The following is a 17,211-nucleotide window of genomic DNA, read 5'->3' as shown; positions in this document are numbered from 1 at the left end:
CAACTATGAAAGCTACACCGCTTGTAGACGAACAAGGTCACTTCATCGAAGATACACTGGTTGAAGATTCTTTTACAGGTGTCTGTTTATTAGACAATAAAGGAGCCATTATTGCTACACCAGTCCCACCAGGTCTATATCGACCACGCTGGGACTTCGACCAAGCTACTTGGACAGAAGGTATGTCTGCCGAAGATATCGCTGCCCTTCAGCCTGTAGCATCCGAAACACCAGAGCAGAAAATCGCTCGCTTGGAGCAATCTGATCTGGATAATAAAGAGCTGATCGCATCATTATATGAGATGCTCATCGCTCAAGGAGGTCAGTGATTTGGATAGTACAAAAATGAAATTTGCCGAAGTATACTGGACGCTTGTGCAGGCAGGGCGCCGATCCGAGGATTCGGTTCCAGTAGAACTGCGAGCGGCGTATGAACAGATTAAAGCTGCTGCTCCATCGTTAGCTACACAATCAGATGAAACGATGGCTATCTAACTCAAGGATAATCAGCAGATCCGAATGTATCTATCCCCATAGTTATACTTATTAGCATATTCGATATTGGATGTGACTTAATTACACTGAAATGCACCGAAAGAGCTTCTGGCGTACGCGCTGGAAGCTCTTTTTTTGTACCCAAAATCAGCAGTAACTTCGTGTCGTTCTAGCAGCTACTTTTTCCCACTAATCCCACTCCATAATCTCGCATACTTCCACTGATAATCGTCTTTTTTCCGTCCTATACACCGTCTCCATTAGGAGAGAACCGGTGTATTATTATATTATCGGAAATGAAGCAAAGGAGCACATCACCGAAAGCACATACGCTAATGTACAGGGCCAGCCAATTGAGCTGGTCCTTTTTAATGCGGTACGCTGCGACTGTGCTTCATTTCTGTTTTGTGGTATAAGCTTGAATCTGCAAGAAAGGAGGTGAGCAGGATTCCGAAGATCAGAGCAACGCTGAAGGCGAAGCTGGCTGAGCTCATTCCAGCATGGCAGGGCAAGGTACTGGATATTCCACCGGTTACGGCAGTACTCGCTGGTCCCTGTGCAGTGATTACCTTTGCTGAGGAAGTGCAAAAGTCATCCTGGGCAGGCTACCGACGGATTGTGAAGATATGGCCATACGCTGCACCGACAGCAGGTGGGATGGAGCAGGTGGAAGCCTGGTGTGATGTATTGATTCGTAAGCTACATCAGACAAGATTGGTCGACGATACTGGAGCTGCCTTTACCTGTGTATATCTAGGAGCAGCGGATAGCGATCATCTCGATCTGGCTGGCGCGCTGCTAACAAGACCGATCCGCTTTGGTGTGTATGTACCAGAGCCAATAGGCGAAGAAGATAGGGTGACAGCAGCGGAGTCAAATACAACTACGGTTACAGAAACAACGACAGCTACATCGTTAATCGAGCAGAACGAACCTACCGATGCTTGGCTGGAGGCGCTTAATCGCTGGACAAGTGAGCAGCTGGGCACAGGCTGGACATTATATAACGATGCCTGGCCATCCGGTTATGTAGCGCCATCGATTTTGTGGCGGTTGACCGGGGTGAGCAGTACAGCAGCAGGCACATCTGCCTTTGAGCTGCGTAAGCAGTGGGTTGGCCATGTGTATGGCACCAGCGAGCAACAGAACAAGCGTATCGCTGGCGAGCTGGTAGAGCGGCTGAATGCAGTGGTAAAACTGCCGCTAAATAAGGAAGAGCGCCGTTATGTGACGGTAGGTGAGGCATCTGCGGATTTACAGGCGGATGCTTTTTTGAATGGGCAAATTCGTTTGACCCTCTTCCGGCGTACATCTCGTGATTTGCCAAATGCACCGCTTATTCGCGAAGTGCATCAGAATCCGGTGCTGGATGAGTAAGGATACGATGCTCCATCGTTTATGGCAGCGTGCACGCGGATGGATTCGTATTGACGCAAAACAACGTGATCGTGTGCCTGCTCAGCACCCGCAGCATCTTTTTGAGATTATGAACAGAAATGAGGTTGATTCCATGACGGTAACGACCGAGGTATCGGCTAAGCAGCAGGCGCGTTATTCGCTACAGGAGCTGCTACCGTATGCGCAAACGACATTTGGCGTCAAACCGGAAGTCATGCATGGTGTATTCCATGATGCAGCAGATCGCACATTTACGATTGAAGAAGTACACACAAACATCCAACAATTTATGAAAGCGAAGGTGGAGTAATATGGCAGGCGGAACTTGGGAAAGCACGAATCGACCGGTATTACCGGGTTTGTATATGAATTTTCAGGCGGCAGCAGCTTCAGCTATTCAGGGCGGCGACCGTGGTACGGTAGTTGTTCTGGTCAAAGGCAACTGGGGCCCGGAAAAGCAATTTGTTGAAATTGGTAGTGAAACAGCGATTACGACCACATTCTCAGGTGACAGCGATAATGGTGCAACCGCATATGGTTCGCTCTATCTGGCACTGCTGGGTGGCCCGAAAAAGCTGCTCGCTTACCGTCTGGCAGACGATACAGCAAAGGCTGCAAGCATCAGTCTGAATGCAGATACGACAGCTGTATTGAAGCTGGAGGCCAAATATACCGGTACACGCGGTAATGGCTTTAGCATCACTGTACAGCCAAGCATTGCGGACAGCACAAAGCAGGAGCTGCGCCTGTATGAAGGCACACGTCTGCTTCGCTCGTATGTATCGGCTTCCGGTACAGCAGCAGATTTTGCTTCACAGATCAATGGCGACACTGATAACGCCTATGTGATTGCATCTGTGCTGGGTGCGGGTGGCGTGCTGTCGAATGTAGCAACAGCTGCATTTGCAGGTGGCGTGAGCGGTAACGCAGGTCTGATCAATGCGGACTACATTGCAGCTCAAGAAGCATTGGAAGCAGAAAATTTTGACGTACTCGCACTGGATTTTGCGGCGGATTCTGCACTGCTGCAAAGCTTCTCGGCATGGGTAAAACGTGTACGTAGCGAAGGCAAAGGCATCACGATGGTGGTAGGCGGTAGTGTAGCGGACGATGTATCCTCCAAAGCAGCGACAACCGCAGCAACACGCTCGCTCGCGCTGAACCATGAAGGTGTGATCAACGTTGGTACAGGTGTACGAATTGGTACAACTGATTATAGCTCTGCCCAAACGAGCGCCTATGTGGCAGGTCTGATCGCTGGTCAACGTCTGAACGAATCGACGACCTATCATGTCGCTCCATTCGACGATGTGACTCGCCGCTGGACACGCTCTGAGCAGGAGCAGGCTGTGAAAAATGGTGTATTCATCTTCTTCCATGATGGTCGTCAGGTGAAGGCACTGCGCGGTGTGAACAGTCTCGTCATTCCAGGTGCAGGTCAGAACAATGCCTGGAAGAAAATTCGCTCTATTCGCGTAATGGATGCGATTAACAGCGACTTGCAGCGTGCAGCCGAAGACTCCTATATCGGTAAGGTAAACAATACAGAAGAAGGTCGCCTCGCGCTGATCGGTGCGATGAAGGACTATCTCGGTCTGCTGGCGCAGAGCAGTGTGATCGAAGCGTCTGGCTTTGATGTGATTCTTGACCCAGCTTACTATGGCGATGCGCCAGTCCAGAAGCCAGAGGCAGATCAAGTATTCCTGCAATGGAATGTGAAGCTGACGGATGTGATGGAGCAGCTGTTTGGCACATTTTACGTGCAGTAATCAGTGACAGCTGGCGATTGAATCTACGCAATAAAAGCAATACCCAACAACCATACTAACGATTCCTGAGGAGGAACAAACTATGCTGGACGCTTCAAGAGTAATTCTCGGTACACATGGACAACTGCACATCGATGGTGTGTGGCAAACACATATTAACAAGCTGGAAGCAAGCGTGGAGATTGAAAAGCGCGAGCTGAATCTGGTCGGTAATGATTGGAAAGTACACAAAAATGGCGTGAAAAAAGGCACTGGCACGATGACTGGTTACAAAGTAACGTCCGATATGATTCAACGTGGCTTCCAGAAGTTCGACATCATCTCCAAGCTGGACGATCCCGAATCCTACGGTCACGAGCGCGTACGCCTGATCCGCTGCATGGCGGATAAAATCCAGCTTGCCAACTGGACAGCTGGCGAGGAAGTACCGGAGGAAACCACGTTTACATTTGAAGGCTACGAGCTGCTTGATCCGATCGTAGCGAACTGATTGGAGCTTGTAGTGGGCAGGAAAAAAGTCGCGGTCGAATAGGCAGTAGCGTATGATCGCGACAGCAATGTATAGAGAAAAAGGTATGGCACACGATAGAGCAGATCGGCTAAGCTAAGCGGATTTGCCATGTATCGCTGTGCCTTTTCTTTATCTTGCCAGTGGATAGGCTGCTGTGCTAATACAATATCTATTATTTTACGGGAGGCATTTACTTATGAGCTTGAATGAAAATATGTCAGAGGAACAAATTTTGGACAGTCTGTTTGAAGCAGCAGATAAACTGCCAGAGGAAACAGTACGTATTCAGCGTTTGGATATGCTGATGACGCTGCGTGGATTGACTTCGAGTAAGGTGGATAGCATTCGGGAGCGTTGTACGGTGCGGAAGACGGTGAAGGGGCGTACGGAGGAGAAGGTGGATATGGAAACCTTCAATGCGCTGTTGATCTCTGAAGCGACTGCTCAATTGAAAGTGAAAGAATTGGAGCTTAGCGGCTGGGGCGATCCTCGAATTACGAGTCGTTTGAAACTATCCGGTGGTGAGCAAGCGGTACGTCGTATGCTACTGGCTGGGGAGCTGGATGCGGTTGGTGATAAGGTACTGGAACTGTCTGGCTTTGGTGTGGAGCTGGAAGACTTAAAAAACTAATTCATACCGGTGGAGTTACCACGATGATGTATCACATGTGGGTGCGTCATCATCTTCGACCGGGTGAATTTTGGAAGCTACCTCGTGGGGAACGACTGCTATTGGTAGCTTTTGCACAAGAGGAAATGTATGAAATTGCACAGTCCTATAAATAATTCGATATCTAGTGAAATCTGAAGATGAATTACAGGAGGTGAGACGATGGCAATAGATATCACAGATCTTGGTAAAAGTAATCGCGAGCTAAGAGCCACTGTACGTTATTTTGATCAGATTCAGCGTGCCAGTGAACGATTAGGTCGAATACAGTACCAAAATATCATGAAGCTCAATAATGAATTACGATTTACTATCAGATATTTTGACAATGTGTATCGGATTGCGCTTAAATTAAGCCGATTGCGCCTTATGCCAACGGTTACGTTAAATGATAAAGCAACTCCAGCGATAGAGCGACTATTACGTAAGCTGCGCAGTATACGCGACGAAGCGATTCATGCTTCGGGACATTATACAGTCAGACAGAAACTAGACGTCTTTATCAAGGGCTTGAAAATCCCTCCAAGTCCACCAGCAACAATTACTATCAATCCTAGCCTGTTAGCCGTCTCCAGTTCGAGTTCTGCTTCTGCTACAGCAACAGGAGGATCAGGATCGGGTACAAAAGATGGACCTAAAGGATTCTGGGGAACGGTTGACGATATTTTTAAGAAAATTGTCGAGTACATCGATAGCTTCAATAAAATAGTAGATGCTGGTAAAAATATTGCGGAGTTATTCAATATGTTCCGAAATAAGGATTCAGGTGGAGAATCAGGTTCAGGTGATTCCAATGCAGGTCGCGCCGCAAATGGCAATAAGAAATGCTGCTGTTGTTGTAACGGAGGGAACGGTGGCGGTTCCAATCGTGGCGGCAATGATGGTAGACGCAATTCCAGAAATGGTCGCGGTGGCAATGGCAGAAACAATGGTAATAACGGAAACAATCGAAATGGACGCAATAATGGCGGCAATGGTAATGGAAGAGGCGGTAATCGCGGCGGTGGCCGTGGTGGAAGAGGCGGTAGATTAGGCGGGTTTTTAGGTCGTATTGGAGAGCGAGTTGGAGGTTTTTTTGGTAGAGGACGTGATGCTGCTGGTAATAACAGAGAGGGTTTATTATCTAAAGGACTTGGAGGTTTGAAAAATCTCGGTGGTAAAATTGCTGGTGGCGCTACCGCGGGCTGGAAAAAAGCCAAAGAATTTCTTGGCGGTAATGGCACAGATAAAAAAGGGATTTTTGCAGGTGGTTTGGATAAATTAAAAGGCTTAGTTCAGAATCCTAAGATGAATAAAGCTTGGGATGGTCTGAAAGGCTTTACCGAGAAAGCAGGCAAAGGTCTGGCAAAGGGTGCAGGCAAAATATTTCGTCCACTTGGTGCCATTATGGATATTGCAGATATTGCTACAGCAAGTAATGGCAAAGAAAGAGGGGCAGCAATTGGCTCAATGATCGCTGGTGCGCTTGGTAGTGTAGGCGGCGGATTGCTTGGTTCTGTCGTTCCTGTCGCTGGAACCGCAGCAGGCAGTATCGCTGGTGGAATGTTGCTTAGTTCGGCAGGAGAATGGCTAGGAGGCAAAATTGGTGGCTGGTTTGATAACAAAAAAGCTTCCGCAGCAGCTCCAGTGGTACCTAAAGCTCCTGTAGCAGCATCAGCAATTGCGGCAACGAGTACAGCAATGACAGCTGCAACTGCGCCAGCAGTACCAGTAAATAGTGCTACCGTACAAAATGCCACAGGAAAGACACAGCCGATCCAAATTGATGCCAATCAGATGAGTGCGATCTCAAGCTCGTTAAAAGATTTTAAAGCAGAAGTGACGAATGCAGTCTCGATTACCATTCCACCAGGTGCTGTACAGCTTACAGTCAAAGAAAATGAGCTTGATTATGATGCTTTGGCTATGCAAGTAGGTCAAAGAGTAGCAAGCGAGCTAAGAAAATCGCTTCAGAATCGCAAGCCAGATTCTTCAGGTGGAACAACCGCGAAGCCAATCATGGCGTAATCTATCATCTATCCATGAAAGGAGGAACACCATGGACATCTACTTGATCGACGGTACGCGGAATTTTTTCCATTTCCCCGTCAATCCAGAGGAAATGACAATCTCTCGCTCCAAGGGCTATGAGACGATCAACATGCTAGAATATGGCGAGTTTGATTTTACGCTCGGCGATAAAATTAAGGAGATCACGTTTTCTTCCTTTTTTCCGAAAGATTATGATCCATCCTATTGCCGATATAGCAATTTGCCAACCCCGCAGGCAGCGACGAACCAACTGAATCGTTTTCTCGTTTCCAAAAGTCCTGCACAGCTTGTGATTACAGGTACAGGCGTGAACGTCCCGGTATATGTCATTACCTACAATACAACCTTCCGTGGCGGCGAGCCAGACGATATCTACTTTGATCTAACCTTCCGTACATGGCGCGACGCCAAGGTGCAATCCAAGAAAGCTTCTTCTAGCAAAAAGACCGGACAATCTAGCACTCGTACTGATCTCAAGCAAACAGGTAAAAACTATACAGTTAAAACTGGAGACTCCCTTTCTAAAATTGCCAAGCTTGAGCTGGGAGATAGCTCCAAATGGAATGCGATCTATAAGCTAAATACGAAAATAATCGGTGGTAATCCGAATATGATCAAGCCCGGTCAAAAGCTGGTGATGCCCTCATGAGCTACAAAGTTATCGTCAAAGATAAATATGATGTGACGCCGCTTGTTGAGACGATTAGCTTGCGTGATTCGATCGACCAGATTGCGTATCAGGCAAGTGTTCGACTTGTTGTGCGTAATAATTCGGGCTTGCCCGCATTAGCACCAGGAATGGAAATTCGTATTAGCGGCATTCCATTCGGTAGTAAGACGCTTCATCCACTTCTTCATCCTGGTGTGATCTGGGAGATCGAGAGTGCGAATAGTGGTAGTAAGCGATTAAATATGACGATCTATGATCGCATGATTTATTTAGAAAAGTCTGAAGATGAATATTTATTGCCTAAAGATCAGACAGCGACCCAGAGACTCAAAACGTATGCGAAGGACTGGAATATATCACTTGGTGCTATTCCAGATACAAAAACCAAGCTTGGTAAAGCCGTTTATCGGGCACAAACGATCTTCTCGATGATGTTTGCTGATCTCAAAGAAACTGCTAAATCCGGTGGTCCCATGTTCCATCCCCGTATGACGAGCCGAGGGCTGGAGCTATTTGAGCTGGGTAGCAATAGTGAGGTGATTGAGCTAGATCGTCTTATTGATCTTACTCAGATGCGTACACTGGAAGGAGCGATCACCAAAGTAAAGGTGCTTGCTGCCAATGAAGCTGTTAATGGCAAAGAGGTCCCCTCTAAAGTACTGGCTGTAGAATCGAAAGACACCGCTACGTTTGGTACGCTACAAAAGCTCGTCAACGATGACCAGATCAAAACCGCAGATGCTGCTAAAAAGTACGCCAAAAACATGCTCACGGGCATACAGCAGACATTTAACGTAACCGCACCGGATATCAATACGATCCGCGCTGGTGATGCGGTCATACTAAGCGGCATGAATCTGATCGTGATGACGGTGAGTCATGATCTGGGCAATCCTGGCACCATGACATTAGAGCTGGCAACTCGCGATTATGTCAGAAGGAGGTATTATCTTGAGTAAAAAAGATCCATACGGACATTTTGCTGATGTGATGCGTTCCACAATGTCCAAGCATACCCAGCAGGCAGTGAGTGGTCTGGGTGCGGTATTAGGTACAATGACCGCATCGGGTGTGAAGCTGGACGACTTCAAGCATGAAATTCAGGATTATATGGTCGCCGAGCTGCCAGGTCTATTGCAAATGCCACAACGCATCTATACAGGTAGTGTGCATCCGCAAGGGCAGGGTACGTTTCATGGAGGCGCTACGCTAAGCGATTATGCATTTGATGAATCCGAGGTGGAGGATACGGTGCTACATGTACAGCAAGGCTTGAAGCCAGGTGACCGTGTGCTGGCCATGCGTGTGAACAGCGGCAATGATGTGGTTATCGTATGCAAGGTGGTGAGTGCAGGTGGCTAATTTATTTCCGAGCACAGATGATTTTATCTGGGGCGATGAAGAGGCGGTAGCGGCGGCTGATCGTAATGATATTGAGTTTGGACGTAGCTGGCGGTATGACTATGATGCAGGTGATTTTGTAATGACACCGAGTGGACGCGTCGCTGTTGCCGATGGCAAAGAAGCATGGGTACAGTGGTGCCATAAGGCATTGCTCACGCCGCGTTATCGGCATGTGATCTATTCGCGTGATTACGGGAGTGAGCTGGATACGCTGATCGGTACAGGTCAGGGACGTGCAGTACTGGAAAGTGAACTGACACGTATGGTGACCGAAGCGTTGCTGGTCGATGCGCGTACAGCTTCAGTAGACCAGTTTACCTTTAGCTGGGCGGAAGATCATTGCCAGATGACCTGTCGTATTACGAGTGTACAGGACGATGTTGAAATTTTGGAAAGCGAGGTGATCTGAATTGGCAGATTTCCCTTATTATCTGGATGGACAAACAGAAGAACAGATTATGCAGCGTATGCTGGACAAAGTGCCTTCGGATATCGACAAATCCGAAGGTTCTTTTATTTGGGACGCTGGAGCGCCGGTCGCCTTTATGCTATCTGAGGCAGCGATCTGGGCGCAGGAGCTGCTGCGCCGCGGCTTTGCCAGTACCACAGCGAGCACGGACGATAGCTATCGCTCGGAGGAGCTGGACTTGCGTGCTGCTGAGCATGGCGTCACTCGACGCGCAGCAGTCTCTGCTTCCGGAACGATCCGCTTTGCAGGTGAGCCAGGCAAAACGATACCAGCAGGTACAGTGGTTGCTACGCCTGCTGATGACGTATCTGATGAGGCTTCGCAGGAATACGAAACGACTGCTGCTGTAGTGCTGAACGCATCGGGTACAGATGACGTACCGATTCGTGCACTCGTTGCTGGTAAAGCAGGTAATGTCGCTACGGGGACGATTACCATTTTATCGACTGCGGTCAATGGTGTAACTGGAGTGACCAATCCTGCTGCCATTACAGGCGGTGCAGATGTGGAGAGCGATATTTCTTTGCTAGAGCGTTTCTATGCCAAGGTACGTAACCAGGGCACCAGTGGAAACAAAGCGCAATATATGCAGTGGGCAAGTGAGATTGCAGGTGTCGGTGCCAGTCGGGTGATTCCGTTATGGAAGGGGCCAGGCACGGTCGGCATGTATGTGCTGGATACAGATAAGCGTGCAGCCAATGCAGAGATTGTATCGAATGTGCAAAAGTATATCGACCCTACACAGGATGGACAGGGTGAAGGCACAGCACCAGCAGGGCCGATCGTCACGGTGATGCCAGCGGAGGAGGTTGCGATCAATATTAGCGTGCAGCTTACACTGGCAAGTGATGCAACCCTCGAAGGTGTAAAGGCATTGATCCAAAAAGGGGTGACGAGCTATCTCAAGCAGCTCGCGTTTACTGATTCGCTGGTGCGTTATACACGAATCGCAGCGATTTTACTGGATATTCCGCCGATCATCGATTACTCCAACCTGACCGTCAACGGTATCAGCGACAAAAATATCGAAATTGGCGCAAGCCAGGTGGCTGTGCTGGGGACGGTGACGGTCAATGGCTGATGTGGAAATTACCACGAATAGGGTACTTGATCCGAGTACGGCTTCCTTTGCGAGTGTAAAGGGAGCGGAGCTATTCTCGTACTTGCCTGCTTATTACGAACGTTCCCGCATCATGCGTCTGGATATGGATCGTAAAGGTACGGAAATGGACGCGCTATATGATGCGCTGGATGAGACGTTCCAGCAGTTTTTTGTTCGTACGGCGACCTGGGGAATCGATCTTTGGGAGCAGGAGTTGGGGATTGTACCGGATGAAACGAAGCCTTTGGAGCAGCGTCGTGCAGTGGTGGAATCGAAATTACGTGGTGGAGGAAAGTTCTCAGGCGCGCAGGTGAAAAATGTAGCGGAGGCTTACGATGGCGGACGTGTTCAGGTGAGCTTTCAGCCTGAGCGCTGGAACTTTACGATTCAATTTGTGGATACACATGGGATTCCGCCAAATTTGAATGATTTGAAGCAAGCTATCGAAGAACTGAAGCCTGCTCATTTATCTGTAGAATACAAATTCAGTTATCTATTAATCAAAGAGATTCATCTCGTAAAAACATTAAGTGACATGGAGAGCATCCCATTGTCCAAATTTGCAGGAGGTGCTGTGTAATGGCTAGCAATACGCCAAATCTTAATTTGCTTAAAAAAGATCCGGTAACGGATGGTAATGATACATTCAATATCCAAACGATGCTGAATGATAACTGGGATAAGATCGATACAGCTGTTAAACATGTGCAGGATGAGCTGGACAGTGTAAGTGTTCCTCCAGCTAGCACCACGCAAGCCGGGATTGTACAGCTAACGAATGCAACCAATAGTACGAGCGAAACGCTTGCACCTACAGCCAAAGCGCTGAAAACCGTCTCGGATACCGCATTACCTAAGACTGGAGGTACAGTTACAGGATCGATCAATATTAGCGATCCGAATGCCGTTCCACTTTCGCTGCATCGTCCCGGTAATAAGCGCTGGATCTCTCATTTGGAGGCACCATCTAGCTCTGGTAATACTGGAGGTCGATTGCATCTGTCTCCGTCCAAAACAGTAGATGCTGCTGACTGGGATTTTGATAAAGGAATGGCGGTCAATGCGGATACAGGACGAATCAATGTGAAGAATGGCATCGAAGGCGGCGACTTGATTGTTTATAACAATAAGACGTGGTTGAATGCACAGACTAACTTTGGAGGCGCACCTAGCCTTACTCTGAGTGTTGGTGACAGTGATACAGGTTTGAATTGGTTTGCTGATGGTGGGGTTGACTTTTTCTCGAATGGAAGTAAAGCAGCTGCTCTTCATAATGGGACTTTTAAGTATTATGACAATGATGGATCTGCAAAAATTTTGAAGGATGAGATTAATAATTTAAAGCAATCTGGCGTTAATCGGAAGCAGGAGCTTGTTGACGCGATTAATGCCAATGGAGGTAGTGCGTCAACAAGTGAAGACATGTCCGTTTTAATTTCTAAGTTGAGAAGTATCGCAAATTATAGATACAAAGAAGTAGATGTGTCTGTATCTTCTAATGCGGCTACATTTTTAACAATACCAGGTGGCTTTTATAATAAAGTTACTGTCGCACCTAAATCGATCGATGAAGGTTATCACTGGATAGCTGCAATTCAAGTAGGAGGTGGCGCATCATCAGCTGTATTAGCTGCAATTGATTCTGCAGGCAGAAGAACAGATATTATTAATTTTTCTAATACAAGTCGCTCGATTCAATATTTTAATATTACTGGGCTTCAAGCATTTACTAATGGCGCTGGAGTTTTTTCATATGAGTCTACGGGAAGTGCAGGCGATACAGGAAGCTGGAAAACCTCTTCCTATGGAGGGTTTGATCCATCTGGAGGGGTTCGCTTTGTGTTTTATACGAGCGGAACTGTAACTATAACTGTACGTTCAAGTGCATATGCATTTGGAGGATAAATTTTAAAATAAAACACCGAAAGGAGAAGGAAGGGGATGGGGGAGCCTTGGCCGCAAATCATCAAGATAGTCTCGACAGCGTTTGGCGGTGCTGCGGGCTACCTGTTTGGGGGTTGGGATGTGTTGATCAATCTGTTATTGTTACTTGTCGTTGTAGATTGGTTGTCCGGGTGGGCAGCCGCATGGATGCGTGGAGAGCTGAAGAGCCGTGTTGGCTTTAAAGGAATCATCCGCAAGGTTACGATTTTTGTCGTTGTAGCGATTGCCCATTTTATTGATCAGGCACTTGGAAGCTTGCGTTACTTCCAGGATGCAGTGGTCTTTTTTTATTTGGCGAACGAGCTATTATCCGTCATTGAAAATATGGGCAAAATGGGGCTTCCGATGCCAGATATTTTACGGAATGCGGTGCAGATTTTTGAATCCAAAAAAACACCGCAGGAAAATCCAAACCTGATCGAGGAAGCTCAGCCAGAAGCGGTCAAAGTGAAGGAGGAAGAGGCAGCTATATCGGAGGAGCCACCGCCTCCTACGGAAGTAAGTGAATCCAGTGCTGCGAATGATAGCTCTGAGCTTGTTCCATTGGTGTCAGAGCAGAATCAGACACAGCGGAGTGATCACGAATCAGAGCGATCTTAATATGATGCAGCAGGGAAGAACAAGTCTTCTTTCCTGCCACCGCAATGGGATAGCAGGTTAATTACAATCATTAGGATGTAAGTTGGGAAGGGAGGAGAGGCCGGTATGCAGGGGAGAAATGATAATCAGGTACAAGGAATCGACGTATCCCACTGGCAGGGTAGCATCGATTGGAGCCGGGTGAAGGCATCCGGTAAGCGGTTTGTGTTTATCAAAGCGACCGAAGGCAAGAGCTACCGGGATCAGGAATTTTTGAGCAATGTGAATGGGGCACGTCTGGCAGGGATGCTCGTAGGAGCCTACCATTTTGTGAATGCAGTGACGGTAGCGGATGCGAAGCTGGAGGCTGCTAATTTTGTTAGTCGCTTGCAGGTTGCGGGTGGGGCTAGTCGTTTTGAGCTGCCTCCGGTGATGGACTATGAAAATAATCCGGGTAATCTGAGCCGAAGTGCGATCGATACGATTGCACTTGCTTTTTTGCAGGAGGTCGAGCGGTTAAGTGGGCGCAAGCCGATCGTGTACACAGGTAATGCGTTTGCTCAAAATTTCAGCTCTGCGCTCAGCGGCTACGATCTATGGATCGCTCGTTACAGCAATACACGTGTTCCAGACGATGCGCCAGCGTGGAAGACATGGCATTTCTGGCAATATACAGATTCAGGTCAGGTGGACGGTATTCGTGGTGGTGTCGATGTGAATGTGTATCGCGGAACACTGGATGAATTAAAGGCACGTTATACGACAGCTACTGGAGGACAGCAGGGAGGTGACAATCCGATGACGACAGAGGAGAAGCAAGCATTTGCTGCATTGCAAGCGATGGTCAAAGCACAATCCGACCGTATTGCTTCATTGACAGATAGCCGTGATCTTTTGAAAACAAGCATTTCTGGTGTGGATCAGCGTCTGCAAAAGGTAGAGCAAAGTCATGCGATGCCTATTCCAGCCTGGGCGAGCGAAGCCGTTCAAAAGGCAGAAGCAGCTGGACTCATTCAAGAAAGCGATGGTGGAAGCTACGACTTTTACCGCCTATTGACAGTGCTTGACCGTAAAGGTCTGATCTAAATAAACCAACAAAAAGTTCAAGGAGGATCACAACATGACAAATGATCTGCTGAATAGTGTGCTTGCCTTTGCATCGACACTGGCCGTAGTGGTGCTTGCACTGGTACAGCTGGTAAAGACGACCGTTAATGTGCCCAAAAATATGGTGCCCTTGATCGGGCTTGTCGTAGGGCTTGTGATTGGAGCGGTAGCGTATCCATTTACGGAGCTGACGCTTGTCCCTCGTCTATGGTCCGGTGGTCTGGCAGGGCTTGCTGCAACAGGTCTGTTTGAGCTAGCCTTCAATCCGAAAAATGGAATGACTCGCCAGGGTTAAGCAACTAGATTAGTCGTTGCATTATGCATGTAAGGCAAATACAATCCTTGCGAAGCACGAAGCACGAAGCACGAAGCACGAAGCACGAAGCACGAAGCACGAAGCACGAAGCACGAAGCACGAAGCACGAAGCACGAAGCACGAAGCACGAAGCACGAAGCACGAAGCACGAAGCACGAAGCACGAAGCACGAAGCACGAAGCACGAAGCACGAAGCACGAAGCACGAAGCACGAAGCACGAAGCACGAAGCACGAAGCACGAAGCACGAAGCACGAAGCACGAAGCACGAAGCACGAAGCACGAAGCACGAAGCACGAAGCACGAAGCACGAAGCACGAAGCACGAAGCACGAAGCACGAAGCACGAAGCACGAAGCACGAAGCACGAAGCACGAAGCACGAAGCAACTATAAATAAAAGGCGATCCGCGCTCTTCGAATGGGATAGCGCTCTTTGGCATGGCTACCAGCATATACTCCTGTCACAGGAACCTGCTGCTCGCTTACCATAGAAACTCTATCCATCAGAAAAGCTCAGGATCGCCTTTTTGTTGCATTCGCGTTCAGTTTAGTGAATACAGTCGCGCCTAGAACTAGCTATACGTTTCTTCATATTCAAACTCACTATTCCAATGCACTTCCCCATACTCTTCCATTTTATCTTCATTTCTCGATCTACATCCCATTACGATGCAGCTGGTAGCTCCAGCTTCTGACCTGGATAGATCCAGTGTGGATTTTTCAGGTCGTTCAGATCGCGCAATACTTTCCATGTTGTACCGTGATTTTTAGCAATGGAATACAGTGTATCCCCGCTTTTTACTACATACACATCGCTATCACCGGATACGGGTGGTGCAGGTACAGGCTTGATCGGATCGGCTACGACAGGTGGCTTCGCAGGCGTTGCTGGTTTAGCTGGTGTCGTTGCAGGCTTACCTGGTGTTGGTGTGCCTGTAGCCGGTGTTGTTGCTGGCGTCGCTGCTTCTACAATGCGTTTGCCAGAAGTGAGACTTTTACTACCATTTTTCTGCATGTATTCGATCAGCGCTTCATCCAGTGTACCGTACGTACCGGTTTGCTGCTTACCAACGAACATTTTGTATTCGTCTCCACCAGCGACCATGAAGTCGTTCGTTGCGAGATTATACGTTTTGTTGAGATCCAGTGCTTTACCGCCAACCGTTACGGAATGTACACGGCTGCCCGCAGGCTTGGAAGGATCGATTTTGTACGTAATGCCAGACACATGGGAAAATGCGCCTTTTGGTGTTGGATAGTCGGTTGCACCATTTTCAAGGGCTGCCAGAATATCTTTACCTGTAACTTGAATGGAAATGACCAGATTACCAAATGGAAGCACTGTTACGATCTCGCCCTTCGTCACCGGGCCTGCATCGATAGATGCGCGGATACCGCCGCCATTCGTAATCGCTGCATCTGCACCAGAGATGGAACGCATCGCATCGGTGATCAGGTCACCCAGATTCGTTTCACCAGCGCGTACCTTTTCGCGTGCGCCTTCAAGCGCAACTGGAGATTGAGCAACCACCTCATTCAGGATCGGCTCCTGGGATGCTTTGATGGAATCGATCAGGCTCGCTACCTCTGCATTAGGAGTCACATTGGCAGCGGCTTTCTCATCGACCGTGTACGCTTCTTTTTTAGTCACTGCGCCTTTGTCAACCCACAGATCAACGACGCCCAGATGCTCGCCATATTCACCTGTGCTGGCGATCAGTGTACCATTTTCCGTCTGCCCATTTGTGAGCAGCGTATGGCTATGACCGTCGATGAATACGTCGATGCCAGGTACAGCCTTCACGATATCGATGCTCGTTTGCTCTGTTGATTGATCCATACCGATATGACCGAGTGCCACGATCACATCAACCTTGCCTTTCAGCTCAGTGACCATTTTGCGAGCGGCTTCGGTTGGATCGGTGAATTCAACATTTTTTACGTTGTTCGGATTCGTTTTGTACGCTGTCTCCGGTGTTTCCAGACCGAAGATACCTACCTTCACGCCATCCACTTCACGGATAATATACGGCTCAAATGGAGCTTTCCCCGTATCCTTTTGAATAATATTGGAGGAGATTACTGGGAAGTTTGCCATTTTAGCAAGCTCCAGCAGGCGCTCGTAGCCATAATCGAATTCATGGTTACCAGGCTCCATGGCAGCATAGCCCATTTTGTTCATGACCTGAATCATGCTCTCACCGCGTACGAGTGTAGCGAAGGAAGTACCATGTACGGCATCGCCATCATCAAGTAGCAGTGTATTCGGGTTAGCGGCACGGTACAGATCAGCCAGCCCTGCAATTTTCGCCAGACCCATGGATGGAGATTCTTCCACCGCATGAGCATGGACGTCGTTCGTATGTAACAGTGTAATATGTGTGCCTGTGCCAGCATCCTGCTGCATTTGCTGCTTAATTCCGTCTACTGTCAATGTAGCGGGAGCTGCCGCGCTTACTAGGCTTGCCGCATTGAAAGTCATAAATGCTGACATGGCGAGTGCAAAAACCGTTTTGCCTTTGAACATAAGTAAAATAAGCCTCCTTTTGAATCAATTCTTATTCATTCTATCAGCTTTATATTAACGCTGGGAATAGATTTATTGGTTTAGTATGTAAAAAAATTGATTAGGAGCACTATATATGGAATAAAATACATAAAAATAATGATTAAAATTTAATATACGCACCATGTCACCCCATGTATGACCTAGAAGAGAGTATAAATTACAACACAACATCCAAAA

The 17,211-nt window shown here is 48.0% G+C and carries 20 protein-coding genes; 19 read left to right on the top strand and 1 reads right to left on the bottom strand.

From position 1 onward, the window contains the following. Nucleotides 1–5: 5 nt before the first annotated feature. The 19 genes from SK066_RS17835 to SK066_RS17745 all read left to right on the top strand — a co-directional run bounded on the left by SK066_RS17835 (nucleotide 6) and on the right by SK066_RS17745 (nucleotide 14,444). Nucleotides 6–329 carry a hypothetical protein gene (locus SK066_RS17835; protein ID WP_320542465.1) on the top strand — a complete coding sequence of 108 codons (324 nt, stop codon included), beginning with the start codon at nucleotides 6–8 and terminating at the stop codon, nucleotides 327–329. Between the two features lies 1 nt (nucleotide 330). Continuing rightward, nucleotides 331–495, top strand: coding sequence for a hypothetical protein (locus SK066_RS17830; protein WP_320542464.1), 165 nt, complete (start codon nucleotides 331–333; stop codon nucleotides 493–495). Between the two features lie 438 nt (nucleotides 496–933). Next, complete coding sequence (locus SK066_RS17825) at nucleotides 934–1,872, top strand: hypothetical protein (RefSeq protein WP_320542463.1); 939 nt, start codon at nucleotides 934–936, stop codon at nucleotides 1,870–1,872. Between the two features lie 7 nt (nucleotides 1,873–1,879). Continuing rightward, nucleotides 1,880–2,203 (top strand): YqzN/YkzM domain-containing protein, encoded by a 324-nt coding sequence (locus tag SK066_RS17820; RefSeq protein WP_320542462.1) that lies wholly within the window; start codon nucleotides 1,880–1,882, stop codon nucleotides 2,201–2,203. Between the two features lies 1 nt (nucleotide 2,204). Beyond that, the gene (locus SK066_RS17815; protein ID WP_320542461.1) at nucleotides 2,205–3,662 is read left to right on the top strand and encodes a phage tail sheath subtilisin-like domain-containing protein; all 1,458 of its coding nucleotides are present in this window, start codon (nucleotides 2,205–2,207) and stop codon (nucleotides 3,660–3,662) included. A gap of 82 nt (nucleotides 3,663–3,744) precedes the next feature. Beyond that, entirely contained in the window at nucleotides 3,745–4,152 is a 408-nt protein-coding gene (locus SK066_RS17810; RefSeq protein WP_188773551.1) for a phage tail tube protein, read from the top strand. A gap of 217 nt (nucleotides 4,153–4,369) precedes the next feature. Then, on the top strand, nucleotides 4,370–4,804 hold the full coding sequence (locus SK066_RS17805; RefSeq protein WP_320542460.1) for a phage tail assembly chaperone: 435 nt from the start codon (nucleotides 4,370–4,372) through the stop codon (nucleotides 4,802–4,804). A gap of 23 nt (nucleotides 4,805–4,827) precedes the next feature. Beyond that, the gene (locus tag SK066_RS17800) at nucleotides 4,828–4,959 is read left to right on the top strand and encodes a hypothetical protein (protein ID WP_320542459.1); all 132 of its coding nucleotides are present in this window, start codon (nucleotides 4,828–4,830) and stop codon (nucleotides 4,957–4,959) included. A gap of 46 nt (nucleotides 4,960–5,005) precedes the next feature. After that, nucleotides 5,006–6,850, top strand: coding sequence for a hypothetical protein (locus tag SK066_RS17795; RefSeq protein WP_320542458.1), 1,845 nt, complete (start codon nucleotides 5,006–5,008; stop codon nucleotides 6,848–6,850). Nucleotides 6,851–6,881: 31 nt separating this feature from the next. Beyond that, entirely contained in the window at nucleotides 6,882–7,523 is a 642-nt protein-coding gene (locus SK066_RS17790; protein ID WP_320542457.1) for a LysM peptidoglycan-binding domain-containing protein, read from the top strand. Continuing rightward, nucleotides 7,520–8,503 (top strand): XkdQ/YqbQ family protein, encoded by a 984-nt coding sequence (locus SK066_RS17785; RefSeq protein ID WP_320542456.1) that lies wholly within the window; start codon nucleotides 7,520–7,522, stop codon nucleotides 8,501–8,503. Before SK066_RS17790 ends, SK066_RS17785 begins: the two co-directional genes overlap by 4 nt. 31 nt (nucleotides 8,504–8,534) lie before the next feature. Then, complete coding sequence (locus tag SK066_RS17780; protein ID WP_229685585.1) at nucleotides 8,535–8,906, top strand: hypothetical protein; 372 nt, start codon at nucleotides 8,535–8,537, stop codon at nucleotides 8,904–8,906. Continuing rightward, nucleotides 8,899–9,357, top strand: a complete 459-nt coding sequence (locus SK066_RS17775) for a DUF2634 domain-containing protein (protein ID WP_188773557.1) — start codon at nucleotides 8,899–8,901, stop codon at nucleotides 9,355–9,357. The genes SK066_RS17780 and SK066_RS17775 overlap by 8 nt, the downstream gene beginning before the upstream one ends. A 1-nt stretch (nucleotide 9,358) precedes the next feature. Next, the gene (locus SK066_RS17770; protein ID WP_320542455.1) at nucleotides 9,359–10,498 is read left to right on the top strand and encodes a baseplate J/gp47 family protein; all 1,140 of its coding nucleotides are present in this window, start codon (nucleotides 9,359–9,361) and stop codon (nucleotides 10,496–10,498) included. After that, a complete protein-coding gene (locus SK066_RS17765) occupies nucleotides 10,491–11,099 on the top strand; it encodes a putative phage tail protein (RefSeq protein ID WP_320542454.1) in 609 nt (202 codons plus the stop codon). Before SK066_RS17770 ends, SK066_RS17765 begins: the two co-directional genes overlap by 8 nt. Continuing rightward, nucleotides 11,099–12,424, top strand: a complete 1,326-nt coding sequence (locus tag SK066_RS17760) for a phage tail protein (protein ID WP_320542453.1) — start codon at nucleotides 11,099–11,101, stop codon at nucleotides 12,422–12,424. The genes SK066_RS17765 and SK066_RS17760 overlap by 1 nt, the downstream gene beginning before the upstream one ends. 36 nt (nucleotides 12,425–12,460) lie before the next feature. Beyond that, entirely contained in the window at nucleotides 12,461–13,063 is a 603-nt protein-coding gene (locus tag SK066_RS17755) for a phage holin family protein (protein WP_320542452.1), read from the top strand. A 105-nt stretch (nucleotides 13,064–13,168) separates the two neighbouring features. Next, on the top strand, nucleotides 13,169–14,128 hold the full coding sequence (locus SK066_RS17750; RefSeq protein WP_320542451.1) for a glycoside hydrolase family 25 protein: 960 nt from the start codon (nucleotides 13,169–13,171) through the stop codon (nucleotides 14,126–14,128). Nucleotides 14,129–14,162: 34 nt separating this feature from the next. Further along, the gene (locus tag SK066_RS17745) at nucleotides 14,163–14,444 is read left to right on the top strand and encodes a holin (RefSeq protein WP_320542450.1); all 282 of its coding nucleotides are present in this window, start codon (nucleotides 14,163–14,165) and stop codon (nucleotides 14,442–14,444) included. A 685-nt stretch (nucleotides 14,445–15,129) separates the two neighbouring features. On the opposite strand, the gene SK066_RS17740 is transcribed toward SK066_RS17745, so the two are convergent. Beyond that, nucleotides 15,130–16,992 carry a 5'-nucleotidase C-terminal domain-containing protein gene (locus SK066_RS17740; protein ID WP_320542449.1) on the bottom strand — a complete coding sequence of 621 codons (1,863 nt, stop codon included), beginning with the start codon at nucleotides 16,990–16,992 and terminating at the stop codon, nucleotides 15,130–15,132. Nucleotides 16,993–17,211: the final 219 nt, after the last annotated feature.

Source organism: Paenibacillus hunanensis, from assembly GCF_034055775.1.
Taxonomy (GTDB): Bacteria; Bacillota; Bacilli; order Paenibacillales; family Paenibacillaceae; genus Saccharibacillus; species Saccharibacillus hunanensis.
The sequence above is the reverse complement of the archived record's forward strand: the minus strand, read 5'-3'. Positions and strand labels throughout refer to the sequence as shown.

Coding starts and splice junctions, on each gene's coding strand:
- SK066_RS17835 (WP_320542465.1), top strand. CDS start 6: ATGAAAGCTACACCGCTTGTAGACGAACAAGGTCACTTCATCGAAGAT.
- SK066_RS17820 (WP_320542462.1), top strand. CDS start 1,880: ATGCTCCATCGTTTATGGCAGCGTGCACGCGGATGGATTCGTATTGAC.
- SK066_RS17815 (WP_320542461.1), top strand. CDS start 2,205: ATGGCAGGCGGAACTTGGGAAAGCACGAATCGACCGGTATTACCGGGT.
- SK066_RS17810 (WP_188773551.1), top strand. CDS start 3,745: ATGCTGGACGCTTCAAGAGTAATTCTCGGTACACATGGACAACTGCAC.
- SK066_RS17805 (WP_320542460.1), top strand. CDS start 4,370: ATGAGCTTGAATGAAAATATGTCAGAGGAACAAATTTTGGACAGTCTG.
- SK066_RS17800 (WP_320542459.1), top strand. CDS start 4,828: ATGATGTATCACATGTGGGTGCGTCATCATCTTCGACCGGGTGAATTT.
- SK066_RS17795 (WP_320542458.1), top strand. CDS start 5,006: ATGGCAATAGATATCACAGATCTTGGTAAAAGTAATCGCGAGCTAAGA.
- SK066_RS17790 (WP_320542457.1), top strand. CDS start 6,882: ATGGACATCTACTTGATCGACGGTACGCGGAATTTTTTCCATTTCCCC.
- SK066_RS17785 (WP_320542456.1), top strand. CDS start 7,520: ATGAGCTACAAAGTTATCGTCAAAGATAAATATGATGTGACGCCGCTT.
- SK066_RS17780 (WP_229685585.1), top strand. CDS start 8,535: ATGCGTTCCACAATGTCCAAGCATACCCAGCAGGCAGTGAGTGGTCTG.
- SK066_RS17765 (WP_320542454.1), top strand. CDS start 10,491: ATGGCTGATGTGGAAATTACCACGAATAGGGTACTTGATCCGAGTACG.
- SK066_RS17760 (WP_320542453.1), top strand. CDS start 11,099: ATGGCTAGCAATACGCCAAATCTTAATTTGCTTAAAAAAGATCCGGTA.
- SK066_RS17755 (WP_320542452.1), top strand. CDS start 12,461: ATGGGGGAGCCTTGGCCGCAAATCATCAAGATAGTCTCGACAGCGTTT.
- SK066_RS17750 (WP_320542451.1), top strand. CDS start 13,169: ATGCAGGGGAGAAATGATAATCAGGTACAAGGAATCGACGTATCCCAC.
- SK066_RS17745 (WP_320542450.1), top strand. CDS start 14,163: ATGACAAATGATCTGCTGAATAGTGTGCTTGCCTTTGCATCGACACTG.
- SK066_RS17740 (WP_320542449.1), bottom strand. CDS start 16,992: ATGTTCAAAGGCAAAACGGTTTTTGCACTCGCCATGTCAGCATTTATG.